The organism is Nocardioides marmoribigeumensis, assembly GCF_031458325.1.
GTDB lineage: Bacteria > Actinomycetota > Actinomycetes > Propionibacteriales > Nocardioidaceae > Marmoricola_A > Marmoricola_A marmoribigeumensis.
This window is the reverse complement of sequence record NZ_JAVDYG010000001.1, coordinates 1,193,078-1,218,644: the sequence shown is the minus strand read 5'-3', so window position 1 is coordinate 1,218,644 and position 25,567 is coordinate 1,193,078. Positions and strand designations below refer to the sequence as shown.

At 71.6% G+C, this 25,567-nt stretch carries 24 protein-coding genes; 19 read left to right on the top strand and 5 right to left on the bottom strand.

Features of this window, described 5'->3' with window-relative positions; translation table 11 throughout:
• Window positions 1-10 precede the first annotated feature (10 nt).
• Window positions 11-1,462 carry an alpha,alpha-trehalose-phosphate synthase (UDP-forming) gene (locus tag J2S63_RS05890; protein WP_310299826.1) on the bottom strand — a complete coding sequence of 484 codons (1,452 nt, stop codon included), beginning with the start codon at window positions 1,460-1,462 and terminating at the stop codon, window positions 11-13.
• Window positions 1,463-1,577: 115 nt separating this feature from the next.
• On the opposite strand from J2S63_RS05890, the gene J2S63_RS05885 reads away from it, so the two are divergent.
• The 6 genes from J2S63_RS05885 to J2S63_RS05860 all read left to right on the top strand — a co-directional run bounded on the left by J2S63_RS05885 (window position 1,578) and on the right by J2S63_RS05860 (window position 6,858).
• Window positions 1,578-1,874 carry a DUF3263 domain-containing protein gene (locus J2S63_RS05885; RefSeq protein WP_310299823.1) on the top strand — a complete coding sequence of 99 codons (297 nt, stop codon included), beginning with the start codon at window positions 1,578-1,580 and terminating at the stop codon, window positions 1,872-1,874.
• A gap of 1 nt (window position 1,875) precedes the next feature.
• Complete coding sequence (locus J2S63_RS05880) at window positions 1,876-2,412, top strand: LytR C-terminal domain-containing protein (RefSeq protein ID WP_310299820.1); 537 nt, start codon at window positions 1,876-1,878, stop codon at window positions 2,410-2,412.
• Window positions 2,413-2,426: 14 nt separating this feature from the next.
• Window positions 2,427-3,281, top strand: coding sequence for a trehalose-phosphatase (gene otsB, locus J2S63_RS05875; RefSeq protein WP_310299818.1), 855 nt, complete (start codon window positions 2,427-2,429; stop codon window positions 3,279-3,281).
• A gap of 375 nt (window positions 3,282-3,656) precedes the next feature.
• Entirely contained in the window at window positions 3,657-5,282 is a 1,626-nt protein-coding gene (gene groL, locus J2S63_RS05870) for a chaperonin GroEL (protein ID WP_310299816.1), read from the top strand.
• A gap of 179 nt (window positions 5,283-5,461) precedes the next feature.
• Window positions 5,462-6,022: a DUF6318 family protein gene (locus J2S63_RS05865; RefSeq protein WP_310299813.1), complete on the top strand. Its 561-nt coding sequence runs from the start codon at window positions 5,462-5,464 to the stop codon at window positions 6,020-6,022.
• Window positions 6,023-6,414: 392 nt separating this feature from the next.
• Window positions 6,415-6,858, top strand: a complete 444-nt coding sequence (locus J2S63_RS05860; protein WP_310299810.1) for a hypothetical protein — start codon at window positions 6,415-6,417, stop codon at window positions 6,856-6,858.
• A gap of 10 nt (window positions 6,859-6,868) precedes the next feature.
• On the opposite strand, the gene J2S63_RS05855 is transcribed toward J2S63_RS05860, so the two are convergent.
• Genes J2S63_RS05855 through J2S63_RS05845 form a run of 3 tightly spaced genes read right to left on the bottom strand, consistent with a single transcriptional unit; the run spans window position 6,869 to window position 9,327 of the window.
• A complete protein-coding gene (locus J2S63_RS05855; RefSeq protein WP_310299807.1) occupies window positions 6,869-8,446 on the bottom strand; it encodes a hypothetical protein in 1,578 nt (525 codons plus the stop codon).
• Window positions 8,447-8,504: 58 nt separating this feature from the next.
• Window positions 8,505-9,152, bottom strand: coding sequence for an alpha-ketoglutarate-dependent dioxygenase AlkB (locus J2S63_RS05850; RefSeq protein WP_310299804.1), 648 nt, complete (start codon window positions 9,150-9,152; stop codon window positions 8,505-8,507).
• A 40-nt stretch (window positions 9,153-9,192) separates the two neighbouring features.
• Window positions 9,193-9,327 carry a hypothetical protein gene (locus tag J2S63_RS05845; RefSeq protein ID WP_310299801.1) on the bottom strand — a complete coding sequence of 45 codons (135 nt, stop codon included), beginning with the start codon at window positions 9,325-9,327 and terminating at the stop codon, window positions 9,193-9,195.
• Window positions 9,328-9,370: 43 nt separating this feature from the next.
• Between J2S63_RS05845 and J2S63_RS05840 the strand changes: the two genes are divergently transcribed.
• On the top strand, window positions 9,371-9,898 hold the full coding sequence (locus tag J2S63_RS05840) for a hypothetical protein (RefSeq protein WP_310299797.1): 528 nt from the start codon (window positions 9,371-9,373) through the stop codon (window positions 9,896-9,898).
• A 2-nt stretch (window positions 9,899-9,900) separates the two neighbouring features.
• Here the strand turns inward: J2S63_RS05840 and J2S63_RS05835 are convergent, their stop codons facing one another.
• The gene (locus J2S63_RS05835) at window positions 9,901-10,569 is read right to left on the bottom strand and encodes a hypothetical protein (protein WP_310299795.1); all 669 of its coding nucleotides are present in this window, start codon (window positions 10,567-10,569) and stop codon (window positions 9,901-9,903) included.
• A gap of 86 nt (window positions 10,570-10,655) precedes the next feature.
• Between J2S63_RS05835 and J2S63_RS05830 the strand changes: the two genes are divergently transcribed.
• The 12 genes from J2S63_RS05830 to J2S63_RS05775 all read left to right on the top strand — a co-directional run bounded on the left by J2S63_RS05830 (window position 10,656) and on the right by J2S63_RS05775 (window position 25,526).
• Window positions 10,656-11,432 (top strand): ABC transporter ATP-binding protein, encoded by a 777-nt coding sequence (locus J2S63_RS05830; protein ID WP_310299792.1) that lies wholly within the window; start codon window positions 10,656-10,658, stop codon window positions 11,430-11,432.
• Between the two features lie 3 nt (window positions 11,433-11,435).
• Window positions 11,436-13,982 (top strand): ABC transporter permease, encoded by a 2,547-nt coding sequence (locus J2S63_RS05825; RefSeq protein ID WP_310299790.1) that lies wholly within the window; start codon window positions 11,436-11,438, stop codon window positions 13,980-13,982.
• Window positions 13,983-14,126: 144 nt separating this feature from the next.
• Window positions 14,127-14,882 carry a GntR family transcriptional regulator gene (locus J2S63_RS05820; protein WP_310299787.1) on the top strand — a complete coding sequence of 252 codons (756 nt, stop codon included), beginning with the start codon at window positions 14,127-14,129 and terminating at the stop codon, window positions 14,880-14,882.
• 31 nt (window positions 14,883-14,913) lie between these two features.
• Window positions 14,914-15,522, top strand: coding sequence for a nucleotidyltransferase family protein (locus J2S63_RS05815; protein ID WP_310299784.1), 609 nt, complete (start codon window positions 14,914-14,916; stop codon window positions 15,520-15,522).
• The gene (locus J2S63_RS05810; RefSeq protein WP_374725105.1) at window positions 15,519-16,397 is read left to right on the top strand and encodes an AAA family ATPase; all 879 of its coding nucleotides are present in this window, start codon (window positions 15,519-15,521) and stop codon (window positions 16,395-16,397) included. Before J2S63_RS05815 ends, J2S63_RS05810 begins: the two co-directional genes overlap by 4 nt.
• Before the next feature lies 1 nt (window position 16,398).
• The gene (locus J2S63_RS05805; protein ID WP_310299781.1) at window positions 16,399-17,508 is read left to right on the top strand and encodes a vWA domain-containing protein; all 1,110 of its coding nucleotides are present in this window, start codon (window positions 16,399-16,401) and stop codon (window positions 17,506-17,508) included.
• Window positions 17,501-18,643 carry an XdhC family protein gene (locus tag J2S63_RS05800; protein ID WP_310299778.1) on the top strand — a complete coding sequence of 381 codons (1,143 nt, stop codon included), beginning with the start codon at window positions 17,501-17,503 and terminating at the stop codon, window positions 18,641-18,643. Before J2S63_RS05805 ends, J2S63_RS05800 begins: the two co-directional genes overlap by 8 nt.
• A 61-nt stretch (window positions 18,644-18,704) precedes the next feature.
• Entirely contained in the window at window positions 18,705-19,199 is a 495-nt protein-coding gene (locus J2S63_RS05795) for a (2Fe-2S)-binding protein (RefSeq protein WP_344116454.1), read from the top strand.
• Window positions 19,196-21,670, top strand: coding sequence for a xanthine dehydrogenase family protein molybdopterin-binding subunit (locus tag J2S63_RS05790; RefSeq protein WP_310299775.1), 2,475 nt, complete (start codon window positions 19,196-19,198; stop codon window positions 21,668-21,670). The genes J2S63_RS05795 and J2S63_RS05790 overlap by 4 nt, the downstream gene beginning before the upstream one ends.
• Window positions 21,667-22,521 carry an FAD binding domain-containing protein gene (locus J2S63_RS05785; RefSeq protein ID WP_310299773.1) on the top strand — a complete coding sequence of 285 codons (855 nt, stop codon included), beginning with the start codon at window positions 21,667-21,669 and terminating at the stop codon, window positions 22,519-22,521. Before J2S63_RS05790 ends, J2S63_RS05785 begins: the two co-directional genes overlap by 4 nt.
• Before the next feature lie 4 nt (window positions 22,522-22,525).
• Window positions 22,526-23,302 (top strand): SRPBCC domain-containing protein, encoded by a 777-nt coding sequence (locus tag J2S63_RS05780; RefSeq protein WP_310299771.1) that lies wholly within the window; start codon window positions 22,526-22,528, stop codon window positions 23,300-23,302.
• Window positions 23,303-23,570: 268 nt separating this feature from the next.
• Window positions 23,571-25,526: a CHAP domain-containing protein gene (locus tag J2S63_RS05775; protein WP_310306603.1), complete on the top strand. Its 1,956-nt coding sequence runs from the start codon at window positions 23,571-23,573 to the stop codon at window positions 25,524-25,526.
• Window positions 25,527-25,567: the final 41 nt, after the last annotated feature.

Here is a 25,567-nt window from a genome sequence, read left to right as displayed (position 1 = left end):
TACCTGTGGATCAGGCGAGCAGCTTGGACGGTCTCAGCCGCTTGCGGTGGTCGGGGCGGGCTTGCTTGAGCATCCCGATGAACTCCTCGGCCCAGTCGCTGACGTCGTGGGAGCGCACGGTCTTGCGCATCGCCTTCATGCGCTTGGTCAGGTCCTTGGGCGGTGCGTCGACCGCCTCGAGGATCGCGGCCTTCATGCCGTTGATGTCGTAGGGGTTGACCATGAAGGCCTGCTTGAGCTCGTCGGCGGCCCCGGCGAACTCCGAGAGCACCAGCGCGCCGTCGTCGCGGTGCCGGCACGCGACGTACTCCTTGGCGACGAGGTTCATGCCGTCGCGCAGCGGCGTGACGACCATGATGTCGGCCGCGCGGTAGAGCGCGGCCATCTCGTCACGGGGGTAGGAGGAGTGCAGGTAGCTGATCGCCGGGCGTCCGATGCGGCCGAGGTCGCCGTTGATCCGGCCCACCAGGCGGTCGATCTCGTCGCGAAGGCGGCGGTATTCGTCGACGCGCTCGCGCGAGGGGGTCGCCACCTGGACGAAGACCGCGTCCTCGACGCTCAGCGCGCCCTCCTCGAGCAGCTCGCCGAACGCGCGCAGCCGGTCGTAGATGCCCTTGGTGTAGTCGAGGCGGTCGACGCCGAGCAGGAGCTTGCGCGGCTCGCCCAGCTGGCTGCGGATCTGCTGGGCCCGCTCGGCGACCGGGTCCGAGACCGACAGCTTCTCCAGCTCGGCCACGTCGATCGAGATCGGGAAGCACTCGGCCGCGACCGTGCGACCGTCCTCGAGGTAGATCAGGTCCTTGTGGGTCTTGTGGCCCAGGCGCTGGCGGACCAGCCGGACGAAGTTCTGCGCGCCGCCGCGGCGCTGGAAGCCGACGAGGTCCGCGCCGAGCAGGCCCTCGAGGATCTGCGACCTCCAGGGGAGCTGGACGAACAGCTCGCTCGGCGGGAACGGGATGTGGAGGAAGAAGCCGATGCGCAGGTCGGGGCGCAGCTCGCGGAGCATCGCCGGCACCAGCTGCAGCTGGTAGTCCTGCACCCACACCAGCGCCTTGTCGGCGGCCTCCGCCGCGGCCCGCTCGGCGAAGCGCCGGTTGACCGTGACGTAGGAGTCCCACCACTCCCGGTGGAACCCGGGCTTGGCGACCACGTCGTGGTAGAGCGGCCACAGGGTGCCGTTGGAGAAGCCTTCGTAGAACTCCTCGATCTCCTGCGGGGACAGGGCCACGGGGAAGAGGTGCATCCCGCCCTGCTCCAGGGGCTCCTCGGGGCCGTCGGACCCTCCGTCCCAGCCGACCCACGCCCCGTCGTACTGCTGGATGATCGGCTCGAGCGCCGTCACGAGCCCGCCGGGGGAGCGGCGCCACGTGGTCTCGCCGTCCTCGCCCACCACCCGGTCGACCGGGAGCCGGTTGGCGACCACGACCAGGTCGTGGTCGCCCTGGGTGCGCGTGGAGGTCATGTCCTCACCCTAGGCGCCCCGCACCACGTCTCCCTGGGGGTGAGGAACCAGCTGCCCACCCCGGCCCGGCGTGGGCTGAATGACATCGTTGTGGTTCGTCATTAGCATGACGCGCATGGACAGCGCGAACGCCAACAGCCTCCACGACCCGGTGACGTCGGCCGAGCTGTCGGACCGGGACCAGGCGGTGCTCGAGTTCGAGCGTCACTGGTGGAAGTACGCCGGCGCCAAGGAGCAGGCGATCCGCGACCAGTTCGACATGTCCAGCACCCGCTACTACCAGGTGCTCAACGCCCTCATCGACCGTCCGGAGGCGCTCGAGCACGACCCGCTGCTGGTCCGCCGCCTGCGTCGCCTCCGCGCCGCGCGCCAGCGTGCCCGCTCCGCGCGCCGTCTCGGCATCGAGGTCTGAGGTGGAGCCGCTCAGCGCCTCACGGGCGCGCGCCCGGGCCGCTCGGGCCGAGGCCCGCCGCAGGCCGCGTCCCGACCAGGGCTTCGCGATGTCCTCCCCGATCGCCCTCATGGCCGCCGCCGCGGTGACGCTCGCCGGTGCGGCCTTCGTCGCCACCGACGGCACCCGCGAGCAGCAGCGCCGCGAGGCCGCCCTGGTCGACGCGCCGGCGCGCGTCGAGCCGCAGACCACGATCGTGGCCAAGAAGGTCAAGCCCGTGGTCAAGCGCACCGACGTCTACGTCGAGGTCTACAACAACACCAACGTCACCGGCCTCGCCGGCGCCACGGGCGCCCGCATCACCGCCGCCGGGTGGCAGCTGGTGACCACCGACAACTGGGTCGGCACGATCCCGGCGACGACGGTCTACTACCCGCCGCAGCTCAAGGCCGCCGCCCACCTGCTCGGCAAGGACCTCGGCATCGCCCGGATCATCCCGGCCGAGGACCCGATGAGCATGGACCGCCTGACCGTGGTGCTCACCGCCGACTTCGCCTGAGTCATGCTGGGAGCGTGAGCGCCCCGTCCTTCGCAGAGCCCGCCTCCGAGCACGCCGACGAGCGCTGGGACGCGGTCCTCGACGGGTTAGGGCGGTGCCTGGTCTGCCTCGACTTCGACGGCACTCTCGCCCGCATCGTGGACGACCCGTCCCAGGCGCGGATCCACCCCGACGGCCCCGAGGTGCTGGCGGCCCTCGGTGCGCGGGTGCTCGGCATCGCGATCGTGACCGGCCGCCCGGCCCGCGACGTCATCGTGCTCGGCGGCCTCGAGCTCCTCGCCACGCGGCTGGAGGACAGTGGCGGCTGGGTGCTCGTGCGTGGTCAGTACGGCGCCGAGCGCTGGGACGGCGAGACCGGCGAGGTCGAGACCCCCGAGGCAGCGCCAGGGCTCGACGAGCTGCGCGACCGGCTGCCCGACCTGCTCGACGACGCCGACGCCCCGGACGCCCGCGTGGAGGACAAGGGGCTCGCGGTCGCGGTCCACACCCGCTCCCTGGACGACGCGACCCCGGCGGCCGGCCGGCTCGCGGAGGCGCTCGCGCCCGTGGCCGCCGAGCTCGACCTGGCCCTCGAGCCCGGCCGCATGGTCGTCGAGGTCCGGGCCCCGGGGATGGACAAGGGCGCGGTGGTCCGCGAGCTGGTCGAGGAGCACCGGCCCTCAGCCGTCGTGTTCGTCGGCGACGACCTCGGCGACCTCCCGGGCTTCGCCGCGGTGGAGGAGCTGCGCGAGGACGGGCTGCCGGGCCTGCTGGTGTGCTCCGGCTCGGAGGAGCAGCGCGCGCTGGTCGAGCACGCCGACCTGGTGGTCGACGGTCCCGACGGCGTCATGAGGCTGCTGCGCGCCCTCGCGGACGGCCCGAGAACGTAAACGGCCGGAGACGCTTGCGCGTCTCCGGCCAAACCCCGTCGCACCCACGAGGTGCCCTCAGGTTAGGCGCGTGCGATCGGGGGGCGCAACGAGTTGCGCAGGCTCCCCACCTCGGTCTAGACCGCGCTCCTCGCACGACGGCCCAGCGGCAGGTCCGCGCAGGTCAGGTGGGCGTTCCCGGACGGTCGGCGCGTTCTTGCACTCGTGGGTGCCGAGTGCTAAACATGAGTTGGCACTCTCGACCCGAGAGTGACAATGGGGATTCGTGGTTGAGGCCCGAAGCGCCGGCGGGAAGGGTCCGTCGGGCAGCCGGGTCGGCCGTCGCGGGCGGCTACGTCTCCCACCCCGACTCTCAGCGTGAGGAACCGCAGGAGTATGTCGAAGCTGATTGCTTTCAACGAAGAGGCCCGCCGCGGTCTCGAGCGTGGCATGAACACGCTCGCCGACGCGGTCAAGGTGACTCTCGGCCCCAAGGGTCGCAACGTCGTCCTGGAGAAGAAGTGGGGCGCCCCCACGATCACCAACGACGGCGTCTCGATCGCCAAGGAGATCGAGCTGGAGGACCCCTACGAGAAGATCGGCGCCGAGCTGGTCAAGGAGGTCGCCAAGAAGACCGACGACGTCGCCGGTGACGGCACGACGACGGCGACCGTCCTGGCCCAGGCGATGGTCCGCGAGGGCCTGCGCAACGTCGCGGCCGGCGCCAACCCGATCGCGCTGAAGCGCGGCATCGAGAAGGCCGTTGAGGCCGTGTCCTCGCAGCTGCTCGAGATGGCCAAGGACGTCGAGACCAAGGAGCAGATCGCCTCCACCGCCTCGATCTCCGCCGCTGACACCCAGGTCGGCGAGATCATCGCCGAGGCCATGGACAAGGTCGGCAAGGAAGGCGTCATCACCGTCGAGGAGTCGAACACGTTCGGCCTCGACCTGGAGCTGACCGAGGGGATGCGGTTCGACAAGGGCTACATCTCGCAGTACTTCATGACCGACCCGGAGCGCATGGAGACGGTCCTCGAGGACCCCTACATCCTGGTCGCCAACCAGAAGATCTCCAACGTCAAGGACATGCTCCCGGTCCTGGAGAAGGTCATGCAGGGCGGCAAGCCGCTGCTGATCATCGCCGAGGACGTTGAGGGCGAGGCCCTGGCCACCCTGGTCGTCAACAAGATCCGCGGCACCTTCAAGTCCGCCGCGGTCAAGGCGCCGGGCTTCGGTGACCGCCGCAAGGCCATGCTGCAGGACATCGCGATCCTGACCGGTGGCCAGGTGATCAGCGAGGACGTGGGTCTCAAGCTGGAGAACACCGGCCTCGAGCTGCTCGGCCAGGCGCGCAAGGTCGTCCTCACCAAGGACGAGACCACGATCGTGGAGGGCGCCGGCGACGGCGACCAGATCCAGGGTCGGGTCAACCAGATCCGTGCCGAGATCGAGAAGAGCGACTCCGACTACGACCGCGAGAAGCTGCAGGAGCGCCTGGCCAAGCTGGCCGGCGGCGTTGCGGTGATCAAGGTCGGCGCGGCCACCGAGGTCGAGCTCAAGGAGCGCAAGCACCGCATCGAGGACGCCGTTCGCAACGCGAAGGCGGCCGTCGAGGAGGGCATCGTCGCCGGTGGCGGCGTCGCGCTGATCCAGGCGACCACCGCGGCGTTCGAGAAGCTCGAGCTCGAGGGTGACGAGGCCACGGGCGCGAACATCGTGCTCAAGGCCGCCGAGGCCCCGCTCAAGCAGATCGCGGTCAACGCCGGCCTCGAGGGCGGCGTCGTCGTGGAGAAGGTCCGCTCGCTCACCGCGGGCAACGGCCTCAACGCGGCGACCGGCGAGTACGTCGACATGATCGCCGAGGGCATCCTCGACCCGGCCAAGGTGACCCGGTCGGCGCTGCAGAACGCGGCGTCCATCGCGGCGCTGTTCCTCACCACCGAGGCCGTCGTGGCCGACAAGCCGGAGAAGACCCCGGCCATGCCCGGTGGCGACGGCGGCATGGGCGGCATGGACTTCTGATCCACGCCACTCCCTGTACGACCCGCGAGGGGTCCGGCTCCGGCCGGGCCCCTCGCGGCGCTTCTCCACAAGGGTCGTGAGACCGAGCGGGTGAGTCGGGCCGAGCTCGGGTAAGTTGCCGATGTCCGGTTCGTCCGGGTCAGGTCCAGTCAACGTCGTTCGGGGGGACGAGCAGCGTCATGGTGCAGGTGAGCAGGGTCGGTGGCCTCGCGGCCGCCGCGGTCCTCGCGCTCCCCGTGCTCGCCGCCTGCAGCGACGACCCGCCCGCCGCCGCTCCGCCGCCCTCGGCGTCGAGCAGCCCCACCAGCAGTGCCGCACCCTCCGGGCCGCCCACGCTTCCTGCCGCCGCGAAGGGCACCACTCCCGCGGCCGCCAAGGCGTTCGTGCGCTACTACGTCTCGCTGATCAACTACACAAGCGACAATCTTGACTCCGCGGAAATGGCACGTCGCAGTGAGGCGCAGTGCAAGACCTGTCGACTCATCTTCCGCATCGTGAGGAACATGAATGAGGCCGGCCGTCGCTATGAGGGTGGTCATTGGGTCATCGACTCGATGGAAGAGTTGCCGTCTGCAGCAGGGCATCGACAAGTTCGAGCACTCATCAACGTCGATGATCTCCAGGTCGTCTTTCCTTCAGGTAAGCGGAAGAACGTGCGGGCCAACCGGACGTCGTACACCTTCGATCTTGTACTGAGGGGTGGCTCTTGGTCGGTGGCGCAGATCGTGGGCGTCTCGTGATCGCGCGTGTTTTAGCGCTAGCGGTTCTGGTGCTGGGGTCCACGGCGCGGCCCGCTATCGCAGAAGAGAGCTGTGGCGCTGATGTGGTCGCAGGTCTCGGGGGACTGGCCGTTCCTGGTAAATGCACGGTTGACGGAACCAACGTCGGTGGCTCTGGATCGCCGCTGCAAGTTGGCGATGACTCCTCGCCATACCTCGACTACGAATGGCGTTGGCCGTGCCCAGGCGCGGCCAACGGTGTAACGGCGCTTGACGACTGTGGGGCTGCCCTTGTGTGCCCCAACCCTGTAGATCGCTCGTGGGACCTGTACGGACGAGTTGCGGGCAGAGGCTGGGTCTTCATCCGGTCACAGTGCTTCGGGGCGCGGCCGCCGGCGTACGTGCCCCCGACGGTGACCCCGGCGATGGTGCTGAGCGAGCTGCGGCGGGTGGGGCTGCCGGCGCTGGACGTGTCGGTGCAACCGGCGGGGAAGACCCTGGTCAACCTCGACACGATCTTCTTCACCGAGCCGCGGCCGGTGGACGTCGACCTCACGATCCTCGGGCAGGCCGTGGAGGTGGAGGCGACCCCGACGACGTACGTGTGGTCCTTCGGTGACGGGACGGGGCTGACCACGACGACTCCCGGCGCGGCCTACCCGAGCAAGGACGTGGTGCACCGCTACTCCCACGCCGGGGTGACCGTGCGGCCCGCGGTGTCGGTCGTCTACGGCGCGCGGTTCCGCGTGGGCGGGGGAGCGTGGCAGGACGTCGACGGCACCGTCACGATCCCCGGGCCCGCGCAGGGCCTGAGGGTCGCGGAGGCCGCGCCGGTCCTGTCGGGCGAGCGGAGCTGACCGCTCCGCCCTAGAAGTCGATCTCGACCCGGAGGTCGGGGTCGGGTGGGAAGTAGAGCTCGACCCCGTCGCCGGCACCGATGATCGCCTCGGCCTCGCGCAGAGGGATCGGCCGGGTGCCCCGGTGGTCGCGCAGGTAGGCCAGCCCGTGGGGCGTGGTGATGACGTAGCGGCCGGCTCCGGACTGGCGAGCGCGATAGCGCGCATGGGTCTTCCAGCGATGGTGGGTGCGTCCGAGTGGTCCGGAGTTGTGGGTGCCGGTCTGACCGGGTGGCCCGCCCTCGTCGGGATCGAGGTAGGGAGTGGGGTGGTCGTAGTCGACCTTGCGGCTGGTGGAGGTGGCGTAGGGCCAGTAGTCGCCGCCGCTGACCAGGTGCACGCGCTCCTTGAGCGACTCGGGGTGCTCGTAGGCGGTGGTGCGGACGCGGTCGGAGAGGTCGAGCACCGGCTTGACCGTGACGTTGGCCCCGGCGAGGAGTCCCTGGAGCTGGACCAGGTCCATCGGGCCGAGGCCCTCGACCCGCGCGGTCCCGAGGGAGGGCTCGGCGAGGGTGCCCTGGTGCAGGTGGACGTAGAGGTCGCAACGGGGCGCCCAGGCGCTCCAGTCGGCGGTCTTGAGGGCCTCGAGGAGATCGGCGGGGAACGCGATCGCGGAGTGCAGCACGTGCGCCTCCGGGTCCGGCTCCGGCTCGACATCCTCCGGCTCATCCTCGGGCTCGGGCTCGACGGTGGCTGCCTCGACGGGCGCCTCGACGACCGGCTCCGGCTGGAGGTCGGAGGTGGCCTGCTGGGCGAGCTGGTGCTCGAGGATGAGAATGATCGCCTGCACCGGCCGCACGACGTAGCCGAACGCCATCGCCCGCAGCTCGTCCCGGGAGGGCCCGCACCCGTCGCCGCCGGCGTGGTCGGTGACGCGGGTGGCGAGGATGTCGGCGATGAGCTCGAGCAGGGCCCACAGCACGGCGGCGTCGCCGGCCTCGATCTGGGCGATGACCATCCGCAGGCCGAGCTCGTCGGGCCGCGACAGCCCGACGTAGCGACGGGCCTTGCGCTCGGCGACCTTGGCCGCGTGCGCCTCGGGGTCGGCCTCGATGACCTTGGCCTCGGCGAGCTTGATGGTGCGCCAGGCGTCCTCGTGGGCGATCACGCGCGCGACGGCCTGGTCGACCACCCACGCCCGGTCCGCAGGGACGTGTCGGGACAGCTTCGCCGCGCGGCGGGCCACCCAGACCTCCGCATCGCCCGCCAGGCAGACCGCCCAGGTCAAGGGAAGCCGGTGGCGGAGGTCGAGCAGGTCGGCCATCAGGTTGGTGGTCGCGGTGCGCCCCGCGCCCCGGGCCATCGCGATCTCGCCGAGGCAGAAGTCCTGCACCAGCGGCGTGCCCTCGCCGCCCACGGGCCGCAGGACGTTGCCGATCCGGCGCTGGTGCTTGCCGTCGGGACCGGTGGTGGGATCCCACGAGTGCAGGTCGGCCCACGCGCCCAACGCGTCCAGCTCGTCGACCTCGGCCAGTCGGCGTGCGCGCACCCTGTCCGCCATCGCGGCCAGGAGGCCACTGGCGTCGAGGTCGGGGAGTGCGGTCGGCATCTGCCGATCCTAGCAGCCCGTGACGACAATCGCAAGCACGTTCGATAGATGTGGAAACTCAGAGCACGCCGCGGGGGCGGAACTGGACGCTGATCCGCGGTCCGCAGGGGGTGGAGGACTTGGGGACGGCGTGCTGCCAGGTGCGCTGGCTCGAGCCGCCCATGACGACCAGGTCGCCGTGCCCGAGGGCGAACGCCCGGGTGGACCCCGGCACTCCGGGCTCGGGCCGCAGCATGAGTCGTCGGGTCTCGCCCAGTGACAGGATGGCGACCATCGTGTCGGCGCTGCGCCCGCGGCCGATGCGGTCGCCGTGCCACGCCACGCTGTCGGAGCCGTCGCGGTAGAGGCACAGGCCGGCGGTCCGGAAGCCCTCGCCCAGCTCGGGTCGGTAGTGAGTCGAGAGTGCGGACCGTGCCTCGACGAGGAGGGCGTGGGGGAGCTGAGCGTCCTCGCCGTAGAACGCCAGGAGCCGCGGCACGTCGACCTCGCGGTCGTACATCTGGCGTCGCTCGGCGCGCCACGGCACGTCGGTCGAGAGCCGCTCGAACAGCCCGTCGGCGCCCTCAGGGCCGCCGGCGAGCCAGCCCGGGAGGTGGTCCACCCAGGCCCCCGCGCTGAGGGGAGTGCGCCGGGCGGTGTCCAGCGGCCGCCAGACGGCCGCCGGTGCGTCGACCGCGTCGAACAGCGATCCCTGCAGGCTCAGCATGCCGCGACTGTACCCCAGGGTCGAACAGGTGTTCGACAGATCAGCGGCTGAGTGCGAGGGTGGCGTCGCGCTTGCGCCACGCGAACCCGGCGTTGCCGACCCGGGCGTACGACGGCCCCGCGGGTCCCGCGGCGCGCGCGACACTGGTCGTGAGTGAGACGATCGGGGTGCGCACCGCAGGAGGGTACGTCGCCCTCCTCCCGACCCGAGAGCCGACGATGACCATCACCCCCACGCCCACCGAGCCGCAGCCCGAGAAGACCAGCCGGGCACCCGTCTACGGCGCCCTGGCCGTGCTCGGGCTGGTGCTGGTGATCGCCTTCGGCTCCTGGCTGGTGCGCGACGACCAGATGTACTCCGGGTCCCCGAAGCCGACCGCGACCAGCGGGGCCGACCCCCAGGCCGTCACCCTCGCGCTGCCCTCACGTGAGAACGGCCGCTGCATGCCCGTCGACCCGGAGACCCTCGGTCGCGCCCAGACCGCGTTCGACGGGGAGGTCCTCCGCATGGACGGCGACACGGTCACCCTCGCGGTCCGGCAGTGGTACGCCGGCGGCGGCGACGCTGCGCAGGTGCAGCTCGACCTCGCCAAGGTGCCGACGTCGCTGACCGGCTACTTCGCCTTCGAGAAGGAGCGGCGCTACCTCGTGGCCGCCAACGACGACACCGTGATGGTGTGCGGCTTCTCGGCTCCGTGGTCCGCCGACCTCGAGAAGATCTACCGGGACGCCTTCACCGGCTCCTGACCTCAGACCCGGCAGCGTGTGCCGTGCCGCACGACCTGCCAGCGCACCTGGTTGCGCACCTCGGCGGTGTAGGTGTTGCCGTCGCCCGGGCCCGAGACCCGGTAGGTCACGCGCAGACCGTGCGAGGAACCGTGGCCCATCGACCGGCGGACGTGGAGGACGAAGAGCCCGGTCTGGCCGCGGCTGAACACGTGGTCGGCCACGCTCTCGTGCCCCGGCCAGGAGAGCAGGTGGTTGCCCGCGAGCCGCTTCTCGTGACCGGCCCAGGTGAGCTCACCGCCGAGGTCGATGCGGCCTCCGTAGTTGACCGGTGGCACCGTGACCGGGGTGCCGACCAGGCGGATGCCCGTGCCGTCGATCAGCTCGACCTCGGTCACCTCGACGTCGGCGGCGGCGCGCCAGGTGTAGTCGATCGACGCCAGCTCGCTGCTCCTCGGCTCGTAGCAGGCTCGCGTGCGCACGTTGCCGGTCTGCACGCTGAACGCGGCCTCGACCCGGGTCACCGTGCCCGTCTCGGGGTCGAAGCCCGCCCTGGGTGCCGGGGTCGAGGACGACGGCGTCGTGCGCGGAGGCGCTGCGGAGGAGTCGTCCGACCACGTGCAGCCTGCGGTGAGCAGCACGAGCGCGGTCGCCGCGACCACGAGGGCGCGCGGAGAGAGGGGAGGTGCCACGAGAACGCCGCCTTCTGCCGGGGGAGCGAAACCGTATCGCGTGCCTTCGTCCGTCCCCGCTAGCGTGACCGTGAAGGAGGGCAGAGATGAACGAGGGGAGCGTCCAGAGCTCGCGTGACACCGGCCGGGAGGTCGCTGCACGCGTTCGGGGACTGACCAAGGTGTACGGCGAGGGGGCGGCCGAGGTGCGCGCGCTCGACGGCGTGGACCTCGATCTCGGCGCCGGTGAGTTCACCGCCGTCATGGGTCCGTCGGGCTCGGGCAAGTCGACGCTGATGCACTGCTGCGCGGCGCTCGACGAGCCGACGAGCGGGACCGTCACGATCGGTGAGACCGAGCTGAGCCGGCTCAACGACAAGGAGCTGACCCGGCTGCGTCGCGACGCGATCGGCTTCGTCTTCCAGTCCTTCAACCTGGTGCCGACGCTCACCGCGGAGGAGAACATCCTCCTGCCGCTGTCGATCGCGGGCCGCAAGCCCGAGAAGCAGTGGTACGACTCGGTCATCGCCACCGTCGGTCTCGGTGACCGGCTGCGCCACCGGCCCAACGAGATGTCGGGCGGTCAGCAGCAGCGTGTGGCCGTGGCGCGGGCGCTGGTGGCCCGTCCCAGCATCGTGTTCGCCGACGAGCCGACCGGCAACCTCGACTCCCGGTCGGGCAGCGAGGTGCTGACCCTGCTGCAGCGGTCGGTGCGCGAGTTCGGGCAGACGGTCGTCATGGTCACCCACGACCCGGTCGCGGCCGGCTACACCGACCGCGTGGTCTTCCTCGCCGACGGCAAGGTGGTCGACGAGATGCGGGAGCCGACCGCCGAGCGCGTGCTGGAACGCATGTCGTCCTTCGCGGCGGCCGCGGAGGTCTGAGCCGTGGTCCGCGTCATCTGGCGCAACCTGGTCGCTCGCAAGCTGCGCCTGCTGCTGAGCGCCTTCGCGATCGTGCTGGGCGTCTCGTTCGTGTCGGGTGCGATGGTCTTCACCCACGCCATCGGCGCCGTGTTCGACGGGATCATCGAGGACTCCACCGCCGACGTCGAGGTCGCGTTCAAGGGGGCCGGCGACTTCGACTCCGCCGAGGACAGCCGCACCTTCGGGCCCGAGGTGGTCAAGGCGGTCGAGGCCCTGCCCGAGGTCGAGAAGGCCTACCCGGGACTGAGCAGCTCCTCGCTGTTCGTCCTCGGCAGCAACGGCAAGGTGGTCGGCGGCAACGGGCCGCCCGGTCTCGCGGTGGTGGCCAGCGACGTCACCTCGATGAGCGGCGACCGCATCTTCCGGCTGCAGGAAGGGGCGTTCCCGACCGAGGCCGGCCAGGTCGCGGTCGACGAGACGACGGCCGAGCGCGGCAAGCTGGAGGTCGGCGACACGGTCACCCTCGTCACGCCCGGCGACCCCCCGACGGTGAAGGCCCGGCTGACCGGCGTCTTCGCGTTCGGGGAGGGTGGTCTCAACGGCGCGACGCTCACCGTCTTCCCCAAGGCCTACCTCCAGCAGCTCCTCGTGGGCGGACGTGACGTCTACCAGCAGATCTCGGTCGACATCGCCGACGGGGTCTCGCAGCGCGAGGCCGCCGACGCGATCCAGAAGGTGCTGCCCTCGGGGGTCGAGGCCCGCCCCGGCGACGAGGTGGTGGCGAAGAACCGCAAGGCCCTCGACCGGATCCTCGGCTTCCTCAACACGTTCCTGCTGGTCTTCGCGGGGGTCTCCCTGGTGGTCGGCACCTTCCTGATCATCAACACCTTCTCGATCCTGGTCGCGCAGCGCAGCCGCGAGCTCGCCCTGCTCCGGGCGCTCGGCGCGAGCCGTCGCCAGGTCAACCGGTCGGTGCTCGCCGAGTCCGTGGGCGTGGGCCTGATCGGCTCGACGCTGGGGCTCCTCGGGGGCTGGCTGCTCGCCCGCGGGCTGTCGGCGCTGTTCAAGCTCTTCGGCGCCGACTTCAGCAGCGCGTCGTTCGACCTGACGTGGCCGGCGGTCGTCGCGGCCTATGCCGTGGGCATCGTGGTGACCGCCCTCGCGGCGTACGGTCCCGCGCGCAGGGCGTCCCGCATCCCGCCGGTCGCGGCGCTGCGCGACGACGTCGCACTGCCCGAGAGCACCATGCGGCGACGGATCGTCGTCGGCGGCGTGCTCGTGGTCGCCGGCGTCGGCTCGATGGCCGCCGGGCTGCTCGACCTCGGCGGCGAGGTGCTGGTGGAGATCGCCGGGGGCATGCTCGCCGTGCTGGTGGGCGTCGCGCTGCTGTCGCCGCTGTTCGCGCGGCCGGTGATCTCGCTGTTCGACGTGCTGTTCAAGCCGTTCGGGACGGTCGGCCGGCTCGCGGCGGAGAACTCCCGCCGCAACCCCCGGCGTACGGCGGCCACGGCGTCCGCCCTCATGGTCGGCCTCGCGCTCATGTCGATGATGTCGATCTTCGGGGCCTCGGCCTCGGCCAGCACGGACTCGACCCTCAAGGACGCCTACCGGTCCCAGCTGGTGATCTCCAACGCCGTCGGCACGCCGTTCTCGCCGGCGGTGGCGCGGGAGGCGCGGCGCATCGACGGGATCCGGACGGTCGCCTCGCTGCGCTACGCCCAGGCCAAGGTCAAGGGGGCGGGCACGGTCTTCCTGGTCGGGGTCGACCCGCAGGACTACGCCGCGGTGATGGCCGACGTGCCGTTCGTCGCCGGTGCCCTGACCGACCTCGGGCAGGACTCGATCCTCATCGGGCAGAAGCAGGCGGACAAGCTCGGCGTGGGGCTCGGCGACCGCGTCCAGGTGAGGTTCCAGGCCGGGCCGCAGTCGCTGCGGGTCGCCGGCTTCTTCGACCAGGCCGGCGGCATCCCGTCCTCGTGGGTGGTCAGCCAGGCCGCGCTGGAGAAGGGCGGGATCAAGCCGCTGGACTCGATGGTCTTCCTGGTCCAGGAGCCAGGGGCCGACAGGGCGGCGATCACCAAGCGGGTCGAGGCGATCACCAAGGACCTGCCGACGGTGAAGCTGCAGAGCCTGCAGGGCTTCGCCGACGAGCAGCGCAAGCAGACCGACCAGTTCCTCACCTTCGTCAACGTGCTGCTGGCGCTGTCGGTGCTCATCGCGGTGCTGGGCGTGGTCAACACGCTCGCCCTCTCGGTGATCGAGCGGACGCGCGAGGTGGGGTTGCTCCGTGCGATCGGCATGAGCCGGCGGCAGCTGCGCACGATGGTCCGGCTGGAGTCGATCGTGATCGCGGTCTTCGGGGCGCTCCTGGGCGTGGGGATGGGCATCGCGTTCGGGGTGGGGCTGGTCAAGTCGCTCAAGGACGAGGGCATCACCGACCTGGCCGTCCCGGTCGGGTCGTTGGTCGCCTTCGTGGTCGCCTCGGTGGTGATCGGGGTGCTCGCCGCGGTGCTCCCGGCACGTCGCGCGGCACGGCTCGACGTGCTCGAGGCCATCACCACCGAGTAGGGCAGGGCGGGCCGGGGCGGGACCTATGCCCCTCCAACTACGTCCGCCCAGCCGCTCGCACCGGGTCCACAGTCCCGTGTGCCCCAGCGTAAAGACGCCTAGTGTTGTGTGCACCACACCAGCCGGCGAACAGAGGATCACGCGATGGCCCACGCTGCCGTGTCGGTGCCTCGTGCGACCGTCGGCCCCTCGGAGCGCTCCGTGGTCCACAAGCACGTCCAGGTCCGTGAGTACGTCCGCGAGCTCCTCGCCGGTGCGCCTCCGGGCCACCCGGCCCCCTCGGAGCGCGAGCTCGTCCACCAGTTCGGTGTCGCCCGCATGACCGTGCGCCAGGCCCTCGACGCCCTGGTCGGCGAGGGGCTGCTCGAGCGCATCCCGGGCCGCGGCACGTTCGTCGCCCAGCGCCGCGCCGCCGAGGTCGCGCGGCTCACGTCGTTCACCGAGGACATGCAGCGCCGTGGCCACACCGCCGGGTCCCGCACCGTCGTCGCGCGGCTCGAGGCCGCCGGCCCCGGGGTCGCCCGGGCCCTGGAGATCGCCGAGGGCGACCCGATCATCCACTGGCAGCGGGTGCGCACCGCCGACGGCACCCCGATGTGCATCGAGGACGCCTACCTCCCCGCCGCGCTGGTGCCCGGCATGCTGGAGAACCTCCCCGAGTCCCTCTACGCCGAGCTGCGTGAGCGTGGCCTCGAGCCGACCTGGGGCGAGGACTCGGTCGACGCCGGCGTCTGTGCCGCCACCGAGGCGCGCCTGCTCGACGTACCCGTCGGTGCCCCCGCCCTGCGGGTCGCCCGCCGGGCGTTCGCGGACCGCACCCCGGTGTCGGTCTCGCGCAGCACCTACCGCGCGGACAAGTTCACGCTGTGGGTGCCGATGGTGCGCCAGCCGCACGACTGACGTCGTGGCGCCGGGCGCCTAGGCTCCCGGGATGACCATCTCGGGACTCGTCCTCGCCGCCGGGCAGGGCCGCCGCATGGGCGTGCCCAAGGCGCTGCTGCACACCGACGGCGAGACGTGGGCCAACCGCGCCGTCCGCCTGCTGCTCGACGGAGGCTGCCACGACGTCCTCGTCGTCACCGGCGCGGCTCACGAGGAGGTCGAGGAGGGGCTCCCCGAGGACGACCGCGTCTCGTCGGTGCACGCGCCGCGGTGGGACGAGGGGATGGGGGAGTCGCTGCGGACCGGGCTCGACGTGCTGCTGCACGGCTCGAGCAGCGAGGCCGCGCTCGTGACGCTCGTCGACCTGCCCGACCTCGAGGTCCCGGTCGTCGAGCGCGTGCTCGAGCGCTGGGCCGAGGGCGGCGAGGGGCACCAGGCGCTCCTCCGGGCGACGTACGACGGCAGGCCGGGCCACCCGGTCCTCCTCGGCCGGGCGCACTGGCGCCGGCTGCTGGACGTGGTCCGGGGTGACGTGGGGGCGCAGCGCTACTTCGACCTCGAGGACGACCACGGGCCCCGGCGTAACCTCGTCGAGGTGGACTGCACCGACCTGGCCTCCGGCCGCGACGTCGACCTGCCGGAGGAGATGGACACGTGAGCCTGGTGAACTCGCCCGACGACCTGGCCGCGCGGCTGGAGAAGACCGGCTACCTCAGCGACGAGGCCCTGGCCACGGTCGGCTTCCTCGCGATGGAGCTGGGCCGGCCGCTGCTGCTCGAGGGTGAGCCGGGCACGGGCAAGACCGCGCTGGCCGAGGCGCTGGCCGAGGGGCTGGGGCTGCCGCTGGTGCGGCTGCAGTGCTATGAGGGGATCGACGCCTCCCAGGCGCTCTACGACTGGGACTTCCCGCGGCAGATCCTGCACCTGCGGGCCGTGGAGGCCGCGGCCGACGGGCGGCTCGACGTCGACGAGGTCGAGGGCGGGCTGTTCGCCGAGCGGTTCCTGGTGGCGCGTCCGATCCTGCGGGCGCTGCGCGAGGCGCCGGTGGTGCTCCTGATCGACGAGGTCGACCGGGCCGACGACGAGTTCGAGGCGTTCCTCCTCGAGGTGCTGTCGACCTGGCAGGTGACGATCCCCGAGCTGGGGACCGTCGCGGCCGCCGTACCCCCCGTCGTGGTGCTCACCTCCAACCGCACCCGCGAGGTGCACGACGCGCTCAAGCGGCGCTGCCTCTACCACTGGATCGACCACCCGACGCTCGAGCGGGAGGTGGCGATCGTGCGGTCGCGGGCGCCGGAGGTCTCCGCCGAGCTGGCGCGCCAGGTCGTCGAGCTCGTCCACGAGGTGCGCGGCGCCGACCTGGTCAAGCCACCGGGCGTCGCGGAGACCCTCGACTGGGCGCGGGCGCTGGAGCGGCTGGGCACGACCACCCTCGACGTGGAGGCCGCGGCCCGGACTCTCGGCGTCGCGGTGAAGTACCGCGAGGACGCCGACCGCGTCCGCGCCGCCCTGGACCGGATGCTGGCGGGCTGAGATGACCGCGGCGGGCGTCGAGACGACCCTGCTCGGGTTCACCCGGGCGCTGCGTGCCGCCGGGATCGCGGTCACCCAGGACCGCGCGCAGGTCTTCCTCGCCGCCACCGCGCGGGTCGGGCTCGGCGACCAGCAGCGCACCTACTGGGCGGGCCGCGCGACGCTCTGCTCGTGCCCCGAGGACCTGCCGGTCTACGACAAGGTCTTCTGGGCGTGGTTCGCCGACGACGGCTCGACCGGGACCGCACAGCGCCCCGTCATGCCCATGCCGCCGTCCAAGCAGGCGCCGCTCGGCGAGGACGACGCCGACGCGGGCGAGGGCGGGCCCGGCGACGACCTCGTGGTGCGGGTGGCGGCCAGCGACGTGGAGGTGCTGCGCCACCGCGACATCGCGTCGATGACCGAGGGCGAGCGGGCCCGGCTGGCGCGGCAGTTCGCCCGGCTCTCGCCCAGGCCACCGAGCCGCACGTCCTACCGTCGCCGTCCCGCGCGTCGCGGCACCCTCGACACCGACGCGACGCTGCGGCGGATGCTGGCGCGGATGGGGGAGCCGCTCGAGCTGCGGCACCGGCACCGCTCCCGCCGCGACCGCCGGGTGGTCCTGCTGGTCGACGTGTCCGGGTCGATGGGGCCCTACGCCGACGCCCTGCTGCGGCTGGCGCACCGGATGACCCGGTCGATGAGCACCGAGACGTTCAGCGTCGGCACGCGGGTGACCCGGCTGACCCGGGCGATGCGGCTGCGCGACGCCGACCAGGCGCTGCGGGCCGCCGGCGACGTGGTGCCCGACTGGTCGGGCGGGACGCGCCTCGGTGAGGGGCTGCAGGCGTTCCTGCAGCGGTGGGGGCAGCGCGGCATGGTGCGCGGCGCCGTGGTCGTGGTCTTCAGCGACGGGTGGGAGCGCGGCGACGCCGCCCTGCTCGCCGAGCAGATGCGACGCCTCCACCTGCTCGCCCACCGGGTCGTCTGGGTCAACCCCCACAAGGGAGCGGCCGGCTACCAGCCCGTGCAGGTCGGGATGGCTGCGGCCCTGCCGTACGTTGACGACTTCGTGGCCGGTCACTCCCTGGCCGCGTTCGAGCGAGTCCTGGAGGTGGTCGGCGATGCGTGAGGTCCTCGAGCAGCTGCTGCCCTGGTGGGAGGCCGGCGAGACGGTCGGCATGGGCACGGTCGTCGCGACCTTCCGCTCCGCACCCCGCCCGGCCGGCGCCTCGATGCTGGTCGGTCCCGACGGCTCCGCGGTCGGCTCGGTCTCCGGCGGCTGCGTGGAGGGCGCGGTCTACGACCTCGCGCAGAGCGTCGTGGCCTCCGGCGACCCCGTCCTCAAGCGCTACGGCGTGTCCGACGAGGTCGCCTACGAGGCCGGCCTGACCTGTGGCGGCATCCTCGACGTCTACGTCGAGAAGGTCAGCCGCGAGACGTTCCCCGAGCTCGGTGAGGTCGCCGCCGACCTGGCCGCCGGCCGACCCGTCGCGGTCGCGACGGTCGTGGACCACCCCGACCCGGCGTACGTCGGGCGGCGGGCGGTCCTGCGCCCGGACCAGCCGGCCTCGGCGTCGCTCGGGTCCTCCCGCATCGACGACGCCGTGCTGGACGACGCCATGGGGCTGCTGGCCAGCGGCCACAGCGCGACGCTCGGCTACGGGCCCGACGGGGAGCGGCGCGGCGAGGGGATGCGGGTCTTCGTGTGGGCCTTCGCGCCGGCGCCCCGCATGGTCGTCTTCGGCGCGATCGACTTCGCCGCGGCGGTCGCCTCGATCGGCAGCTTCCTGGGCTACCACGTGACGGTGTGCGACGCGCGCCCCGTCTTCGCGACCGCGACCCGCTTCCCCGAGGCCGACGAGGTGGTCGTCTCCTGGCCGCACAAGTACCTCGCCGCGGAGGCCGAGGCCGGCCGCATCGACGAGCGCACGGTGCTGTGCGTGCTGACCCACGACCCGAAGTTCGACGTGCCCCTGCTCGAGGTGGCGCTGCGCCTGCCCGAGGTCGCCTACATCGGGGCGATGGGCTCCCGCAAGACCCACGAGGACCGGCTGGTGCGGCTGCGCGAGGCGGGCGTGACCGAGGACGAGATCGCCCGCATGTCGTCGCCGGTCGGCCTCGACCTCGGTGCCCGGACGCCCGAGGAGACAGCGGTGTCGATCGCCGCGGAGATCATCGCGCTGCGGTGGGGCGGCCGGGGCGAGCGGCTCGGCCGGCTCGAGGGCCGGATCCACCACGCGACGCACGACGTCGTCCCCTTGTGAGGGCCGTCACAGCCAGGTAGGAATGTCCTCCTATGACACGTCACACGATCTTGGAGGTCTGATGCGGATCAGCGTCACCGTGGATGGGGCGAAGTACACCGACGACGTAGAACCACGAACGTTGCTGGTCCACTACCTGCGCGAGCAGCTCGGCAAGACCGGCACCGTCGTCGGCTGCGACACCAGCAACTGCGGGGCGTGCACCGTGCACCTCGACGGTCGCAGCGTGAAGTCGTGCAACGTCCTCGCCGTGCAGGCCGACGGCTCCGAGGTCACGACCATCGAGGGCCTCGCCAAGGACGGCGAGCTGCACCCGATGCAGGAGGCGTTCCGGGAGTGCCACGCGCTGCAGTGCGGCTACTGCACGCCCGGCATGATCATGCAGTCGATCGACCTGCTCAACGAGAACCCCGAGCCGAGCGAGCAGGAGATCCGCGAGGGGCTGGAGGGCAACCTCTGCCGCTGCACCGGCTACCAGCACATCGTGCGCGCGGTGCAGACCTGCTCGGGCCAGCAGGTCGACGACGTCCCGTCGTTCTCCGGGGGTGTCGCGTGACCGCCACGTCGGAGCGTCCCAGCGGCGAGATCGGCCTGGCCCGCCGCCGCAAGGAGGACCAGCGCCTGATCACCGGGCGCACCAAGTGGACCGACAACCTGCAGCTGCCCGGAATGCTGCACGTCTCGATGGTCCGCAGCCCCTTCGCGCACGCGACCATCAGCTCGATCGACACCTCTGCCGCCAAGGCGGCCGACAACGTCGTCGCGGTCTACACCGGCGAGGAGATCGCCGACGAGCAGGGCGTGCTGATCACGGCCTGGCCGCTGAGCGACGAGCAGAAGTCGCCGCAGCACAACCCGATGGCCGTCGGCAGGGTCGCGTTCGCCGGCGAGATCGTCGCGATGGTCGTGGCCCGTTCCGCGGCCGCTGCCCGTGACGCCGCCGAGCTGGTCGAGGTGGAGTACGACGAGCTGACGCCCGTCATCGACCTCAAGCAGGCCGCGGCCGACGAGGTGCTCGCCCACCCGGACCTCGGCACCAACCAGTCGGCCGTGTGGACGCTCGACTCCGCTGCGCAGGGCTCGGGGAGCGACGTCGACGAGGCGATCGAGAAGGCGCGCACGGACGGCATCGTCATCGAGCGGGAGTACGTCAACCAGCGCCTCATCCCGGCCTTCATGGAGCCGCGCTCCGTGGTGGTCGACCCGACCGGCGAGCAGATCACGATGTGGTCCGCGACCCAGGTCCCGCACATCCTGCGGTTCGCGCTGGCCGCGACCACGGGCGTGCCCGAGTCCAAGATCCGTGTCATCGCCCCCGACGTCGGCGGCGGCTTCGGCGGCAAGCTCGCCGTGGCGGCCGAGGAGTGGCTGGTCTGGCTCGCCGCCCGCAAGATCGGCAAGCCGGTCAAGTGGACCGAGACGCGCAGCGAGTCCCTGGTCTCCGGCCACCACGGTCGCGACCAGATCCAGCGGCTCACGCTCGCGGCGACCAAGGAGGGCCGGGTCACCGGCCTCAAGGTCGACCTGCTCGCCGACCTCGGCGCCTACGCCGCCCTCGTCGGCGGTGGCGTGCCGGTGCTGGGTGCGTGGATGTTCAACTCGATCTACAAGTTCGACGCCTACCGCTTCACGACGAACAACATCTACACCAACAAGACCTACGTCGACGCCTACCGCGGGGCCGGCCGGCCCGAGGCGACGTACGCCATCGAGCGACTCATGGACGAGCTGGCCAACGAGCTGGGCAAGGACCCGCTCGAGGTCCGCGAGATGAACTGGATCAAGCACGAGGAGTTCCCGTTCACCACGGTCGCCGGCATGACCTACGACTCGGGCAACTACGAGGCGGCCACCGCCAAGGCCAAGGAGATGTTCGACTACGACGAGCTCAGGGCTGAACAGAAGAGGCGCAGGGAAAGCGAGGACCCCGTCCAGCTGGGCATCGGCATCTCGACCTTCACCGAGATGTGCGGCCTCGCCCCCTCGAGGATCCTGGGCCAGCTCAACTACGGCGCGGGTGGCTGGGAGAACGCCGAGATCCGGATGCTCGCGACCGGCAAGGTCGAGGTCATCACCGGCACCTCGCCGCACGGCCAGGGCCACGAGACCGCGTGGTCGCAGATCGTGGCCGACAAGCTGGGCGTTCCGTTCGAGGACGTCGAGGTGCTGCACGGTGACACCCAGGTGTCGGTGCGAGGCCTGGACTCCTACGGCTCCCGGTCGCTGGTCGTCGGTGGTGAGGCGCTGGTGCGCGCCGCCGACAAGGTGATCGACAAGGCCAGGAAGATCGCGGCCCACGTGCTCGAGGCCAACGAGGACGACCTGGAGTTCACGGGCGGGTCGTTCTCGGTCAAGGGCACCGAGAAGGGCGTGGCCATCACCGAGCTGGCGACCGCGGCGTTCACCGCCCACGACCTGCCCGACGGGCTCGAGCCGACGCTCGACGCGGCGGCGGCCTTCGACCCCGAGAACTTCTCGTTCCCGCACGGCACCCACCTGTGCGCGATGGAGGTCGACACCGAGACCGGCGCGACCAAGATGCGCTCCTACGTCTGCGTCGACGACATCGGCACGATCGTCAACCCGCTGATCGTCGCGGGCCAGGTGCACGGCGGCCTGGTCCAGGGCATCGCGCAGGCGTTGTGGGAGGAGGCGGTCTACGACGAGTCCGGCACGCTGGTGAGCGGGTCGTTCGTGGACTACACGCTGCCCACCGCGGCCGACACGATCTCGTTCAAGACCGGTCACACGGTCTCGCCGTCGACGTACACCTCGCTGGGTACCAAGGGCGTCGGTGAGGCGGGCTGCATCGCCTCGACGCCGGCGGTGGTCAACGCGATCGTCGACGCGCTGCGGCCGATGGGCGTCGACGACATCCGCATGCCCTGCACCCCGGAGCGCGTGTTCAAGGCGATCCAGGGCGCCGGTGCGCACGACACCTCCACCGGGGCGGCACAGCCCCACTTCGAGGAGGGGGCACCCAATGCCGATCCCTCCGCCGGATCGAGCGACGGGAGCGGCCAGTGATCCCCGCAGCCTTCGACTACAAGGCGCCCACCACGGTCGAGGAGGCCCTCTCCGCGATGGCGGAGGCCGGCGACGACGGCAAGGTCATCGCCGGCGGGCAGAGCCTGCTGCCGGTGATGCGCATGCGCATGAACGCCCCCGAGGTGCTCATCGACCTTGGCAAGGTCTCCTCGTTGCGGGGGATCAGCGACGAGGGTGACTCGATCCGCATCGGCGCGATGACGACCTACCAGTCCGTCCTCGACGACGCGTCGGTCAAGGAGCACCTCGTGCTGCTGCACAAGGTCGTCGAGACCATCGCCGACCCGCAGATCCGTCACCGGGGCACGCTGGGCGGTTCGGTCGCCCACGCCGACCCGGCCGGTGACGTGGGCGCGGCGACCCTCGCGCTCGAGGCGACGATGGTCATCGCCGGCTCGGGCGGGGAGCGCGAGGTCCCGGCCTCGGAGTTCTTCAAGGGCCTGTTCGACACCGCGGTCGACGAGGGCGAGCTGCTCGTGGCGCTGAGGTTCCCCAAGCACACCGGCTGGGGCGCGCACTACGAGAAGTTCGTGCGCGTGGCCCACCAGTGGGCGATCGTCGCGGTCGCCGCGACGGTCAAGGCCGACGGCGGCACGATCAGCGAGGCACGGGTGGCCTTCACCAACATGGGCGACCGGCCCCTGCGGGCCACCTCGGTCGAGCAGGCGCTCGCGGGCGCCTCGGCGACCGAGGACGCCGTACGCCAGGCGTGCGCGTCGGCGGCCGACGGCACCTCGCCGCCGAGCGACCTCAACGGCGACGCCGACTACCGCCGCTCCATCGCGCCCGTGCTCACACGGCGCGCGGTGCTCGCGGCTGCGGAGGCGTGAGGCGGTGGAGCTGAAGCACAGCTTCACCGTCCCGGCCGGGCTCGACGAGACCTGGTCGACCTTCGGCGACCTCGCCTCGGTGGCCGAGTGCTTCCCCGGCGCGACGGTCACCGAGTCCGACGGCGAGACGTTCAAGGGCACGGCCAAGATCAAGCTCGGGCCGGTGGCGCTGCAGTACTCCGGTGCCGGCGAGATCCTGTCGCGGGACGAGTCCTCGCACACGATGCGGCTCGAGGCCAAGGGCAAGGACAAGCGCGGCAACGGCACCGCGGGGGCGACGGTCTCGATGGCCTTCGCCGCCGAGGACGCCTCCACCTCGCGCGTCGACGTGACGACCGACCTGGCCATCACCGGCAAGGCGGCGCAGTTCGGCGCGCGGATGATGCAGGAGGTCAGCGACAAGCTGCTCGGGCAGTTCGTCGACTGCCTGCAGGCGCGTGTGGGCGCCGGCGCTCCGCCGCCGGTCGGTGCCGACGACCCCGTCGCCGCTGCGTCCTCGCCCGAGGGCGCCGCGGTCGGTGCCGAGGCTCCGGAGGCGACGCCCGCCACGCCGGAGCCGGACGCGGGGACCACGGGTGCACGTCCCGACCCCGGCCCGACGGCCCAGCCTGCTGCCGCCCGACAGGCCGCCGCGCCCCGGCCGGCACCGCCGGCCGGGGACGATGCGCTCGACCTCGGGGCCACGGTGCTCCCGGTCATCGCGCGCATGTACGGCAAGCAGATCGTCGCGGGCGTCCTCGCCCTCGTCGTCCTGCGCTGGCTGTGGGGGCGCCGGGGCTGAGGTCCCGCTCCTCCGTCGACGGGGAGGGTGTCCGGTCCGCCGGGCCCCTCCCCGTCGTACGTCGTGGCTCCGCGGGTCGGCTCTGTTCCCCCTTTCGGGGAGCAGGTCCTTCGGCCCTGACGGGGCCGGGACTCGGTGCACTTGACTCGGGCTGCGGACGTTGCCATCGGGGTGGGCTCCGTGCGAGCGGGGGAGCTTGATGGTCTCGGGAACATGTCGCCGTGGTGTCGTTCGGCTCTGTGCAGCGCTGACGATGGCGGTGGCGGCCATGATCGGGATGGGCGCCGCGAGGTCGCCCGCGTCGGCCGACTCCTACCTCTGTTATGTGAAGAACAGTTTTGCCTGCATCAGTGGGCAGGCTGCTGGCGGGATCGACACCGGCTACCGAGGTGCGGTCGAGGCGACGTACGTCGTAGACCAGTACAAGAACAACTGCACGAACTATGCGGCCTATCGACTGCGCATGAACGGGGTCGACCCGGCGATGTGGAAGTCGCTGGGCAACGCCGACCAGTGGGACGACAACGCACGTGCCCGGGGGATCCCGGTCAACGGCACCCCGGCGGTCGGGTCGATCGCGCAGTGGAACAGCCAGCACGTGGCCTACGTCGAGGAGGTCGCCCCGGACGCGAGCTGGATCAGGGTCACCGAGTCCGGCTACGGCCCGATCACGCTTCCGAACGGGACCCGGGTGGACAGCATGTCCGGGCACCGCACGATCACCAGAGCCGGCAGGTGGCCGGACAACTTCATCCACTTCAAGGACCTTCCGGCCAGTGGGCCCACCAGCAGCAACCGGATCCTGGCCGTGACGACTGACGGGACGCTGCTCGGCAAGGACGGAATGAACGGCCAGTGGGTCACGCTCACCGGAGGCGTCACCGCGGCGTACTCCTCGGGTGAGCGGATCGTGGCCCTCTTCAAGGACGGCAAGCTCCGCGGCAAGCAGGGTCTGAACGGTGCCTGGGTCGACCTGCTCGACTACGTCGTCCGGGCCACCGTTGCCGGCGACCGGATCCTAGCCATCACGACCGACGGGACTCTCGTCGGCAAGGTCGGGATGAACGGCGCCTGGGTCACGCTCGCGCGTTCGGTCAAGCGGGTGTACGCCACCGACAAACGGATCGTCGCGCTGTTCACCGACGGGTTCCTGCGTGGCAAGGACGGTCTCAACGACACGTGGGTGACGCTCGTGAGCGGCACGCGCGACGCAGCCGTGGCGGGGGAGCGGATCGTCGCGGTGCAGCAGGACGGGACCCTGCTCGGCAAGGACGGCCTCGGCGGCACCTGGGTGAACCTGCTGGGTGGGGTCAAGAACGTCTACCTGACTGGTCAGCGCATCGTGGCGCTGTCGACCGACGGGGTGCTGCGCGGCAAGGACGGGATGAACGGCACCTGGGTGACCCTGGCCGGCGGGACCCGCTCGGTGGCGGTCGACGGCGAGCGCATCATCGCTGTGCAGAAGGACGACAACCTGATCGGCAAGGACCGCCTGGACGGAACCTGGGTCACGCTCACCGGCGGCACGAAGACCGCAACCCTGGCGGGCCAGCGGATCATCGCGGTGCAGCAGGACGGCGCGCTCGTCGGCAAGGAGGGACTGAACGGCGGTTGGGTGCGGCTCCTCGACTACGTCGCCGACGCCTGCATCCCTGACACAAGCGCGTGCGACCCCCGCACCTTCCGGATGATCAACACCTCTGCCCCGACAGTCAGCGGTACGCCGAGGGTGGGGGTCCGGCTGGCCGCGTCGCCGGGATCGTGGAGCCCGTCGGGATCGTATGCGTACCGCTGGTTGGCTGACGGCACTGTGATCAGCGGGGCGACGGGACCGTCGTACGTCCCGACGGTCGGGGTGAGGGGCAAGCGGATCTCGGTGCGGGTGACTGCCTCGCGCCCTGGCTACATCTCGAGGAGCGCGACGTCTGCGCGAACGGCCGCGGTGGCGCCCGGGGTCATCACGAACAGCACGCTGCCCTCCATCTCGGGCGTACGGCGGGTGGGCTCGAGCCTGACCGCGTCGCCGGGGTCGTGGTCGCCGGGGTCGCTGACCTTCCGCTACCAGTGGTTCCGCGGGACGACGGCGATCAGCGGGACTACGTCGCGGTCCTACACGTTGCCGCGGATCAGCAAGGGGCATCGGATGCGGGTGCGGGTGACCGCGTCCCGGACGGGCTACACGAGCCGGGCGGCGTACTCGCCGTACACCGCGACGATCGGCTGAGTGCTCCGATGGGCACCGCGCGAGTGCGCTCGTGCGCGAGG

Excerpts from the sequence above, each read along its gene's own strand:
- J2S63_RS05890 (WP_310299826.1), bottom strand. The coding sequence starts at position 1,462 with ATGACCTCCACGCGCACCCAGGGCGACCACGACCTGGTCGTGGTCGCC.
- J2S63_RS05885 (WP_310299823.1), top strand. The coding sequence starts at position 1,578 with ATGGACAGCGCGAACGCCAACAGCCTCCACGACCCGGTGACGTCGGCC.
- groL (WP_310299816.1), top strand. The coding sequence starts at position 3,657 with ATGTCGAAGCTGATTGCTTTCAACGAAGAGGCCCGCCGCGGTCTCGAG.
- J2S63_RS05865 (WP_310299813.1), top strand. The coding sequence starts at position 5,462 with ATGGTGCAGGTGAGCAGGGTCGGTGGCCTCGCGGCCGCCGCGGTCCTC.
- J2S63_RS05855 (WP_310299807.1), bottom strand. The coding sequence starts at position 8,446 with ATGCCGACCGCACTCCCCGACCTCGACGCCAGTGGCCTCCTGGCCGCG.
- J2S63_RS05850 (WP_310299804.1), bottom strand. The coding sequence starts at position 9,152 with ATGCTGAGCCTGCAGGGATCGCTGTTCGACGCGGTCGACGCACCGGCG.
- J2S63_RS05840 (WP_310299797.1), top strand. The coding sequence starts at position 9,371 with ATGACCATCACCCCCACGCCCACCGAGCCGCAGCCCGAGAAGACCAGC.
- J2S63_RS05830 (WP_310299792.1), top strand. The coding sequence starts at position 10,656 with ATGAACGAGGGGAGCGTCCAGAGCTCGCGTGACACCGGCCGGGAGGTC.
- J2S63_RS05820 (WP_310299787.1), top strand. The coding sequence starts at position 14,127 with ATGGCCCACGCTGCCGTGTCGGTGCCTCGTGCGACCGTCGGCCCCTCG.
- J2S63_RS05815 (WP_310299784.1), top strand. The coding sequence starts at position 14,914 with ATGACCATCTCGGGACTCGTCCTCGCCGCCGGGCAGGGCCGCCGCATG.
- J2S63_RS05805 (WP_310299781.1), top strand. The coding sequence starts at position 16,399 with ATGACCGCGGCGGGCGTCGAGACGACCCTGCTCGGGTTCACCCGGGCG.
- J2S63_RS05800 (WP_310299778.1), top strand. The coding sequence starts at position 17,501 with ATGCGTGAGGTCCTCGAGCAGCTGCTGCCCTGGTGGGAGGCCGGCGAG.
- J2S63_RS05795 (WP_344116454.1), top strand. The coding sequence starts at position 18,705 with ATGCGGATCAGCGTCACCGTGGATGGGGCGAAGTACACCGACGACGTA.
- J2S63_RS05775 (WP_310306603.1), top strand. The coding sequence starts at position 23,571 with ATGATCGGGATGGGCGCCGCGAGGTCGCCCGCGTCGGCCGACTCCTAC.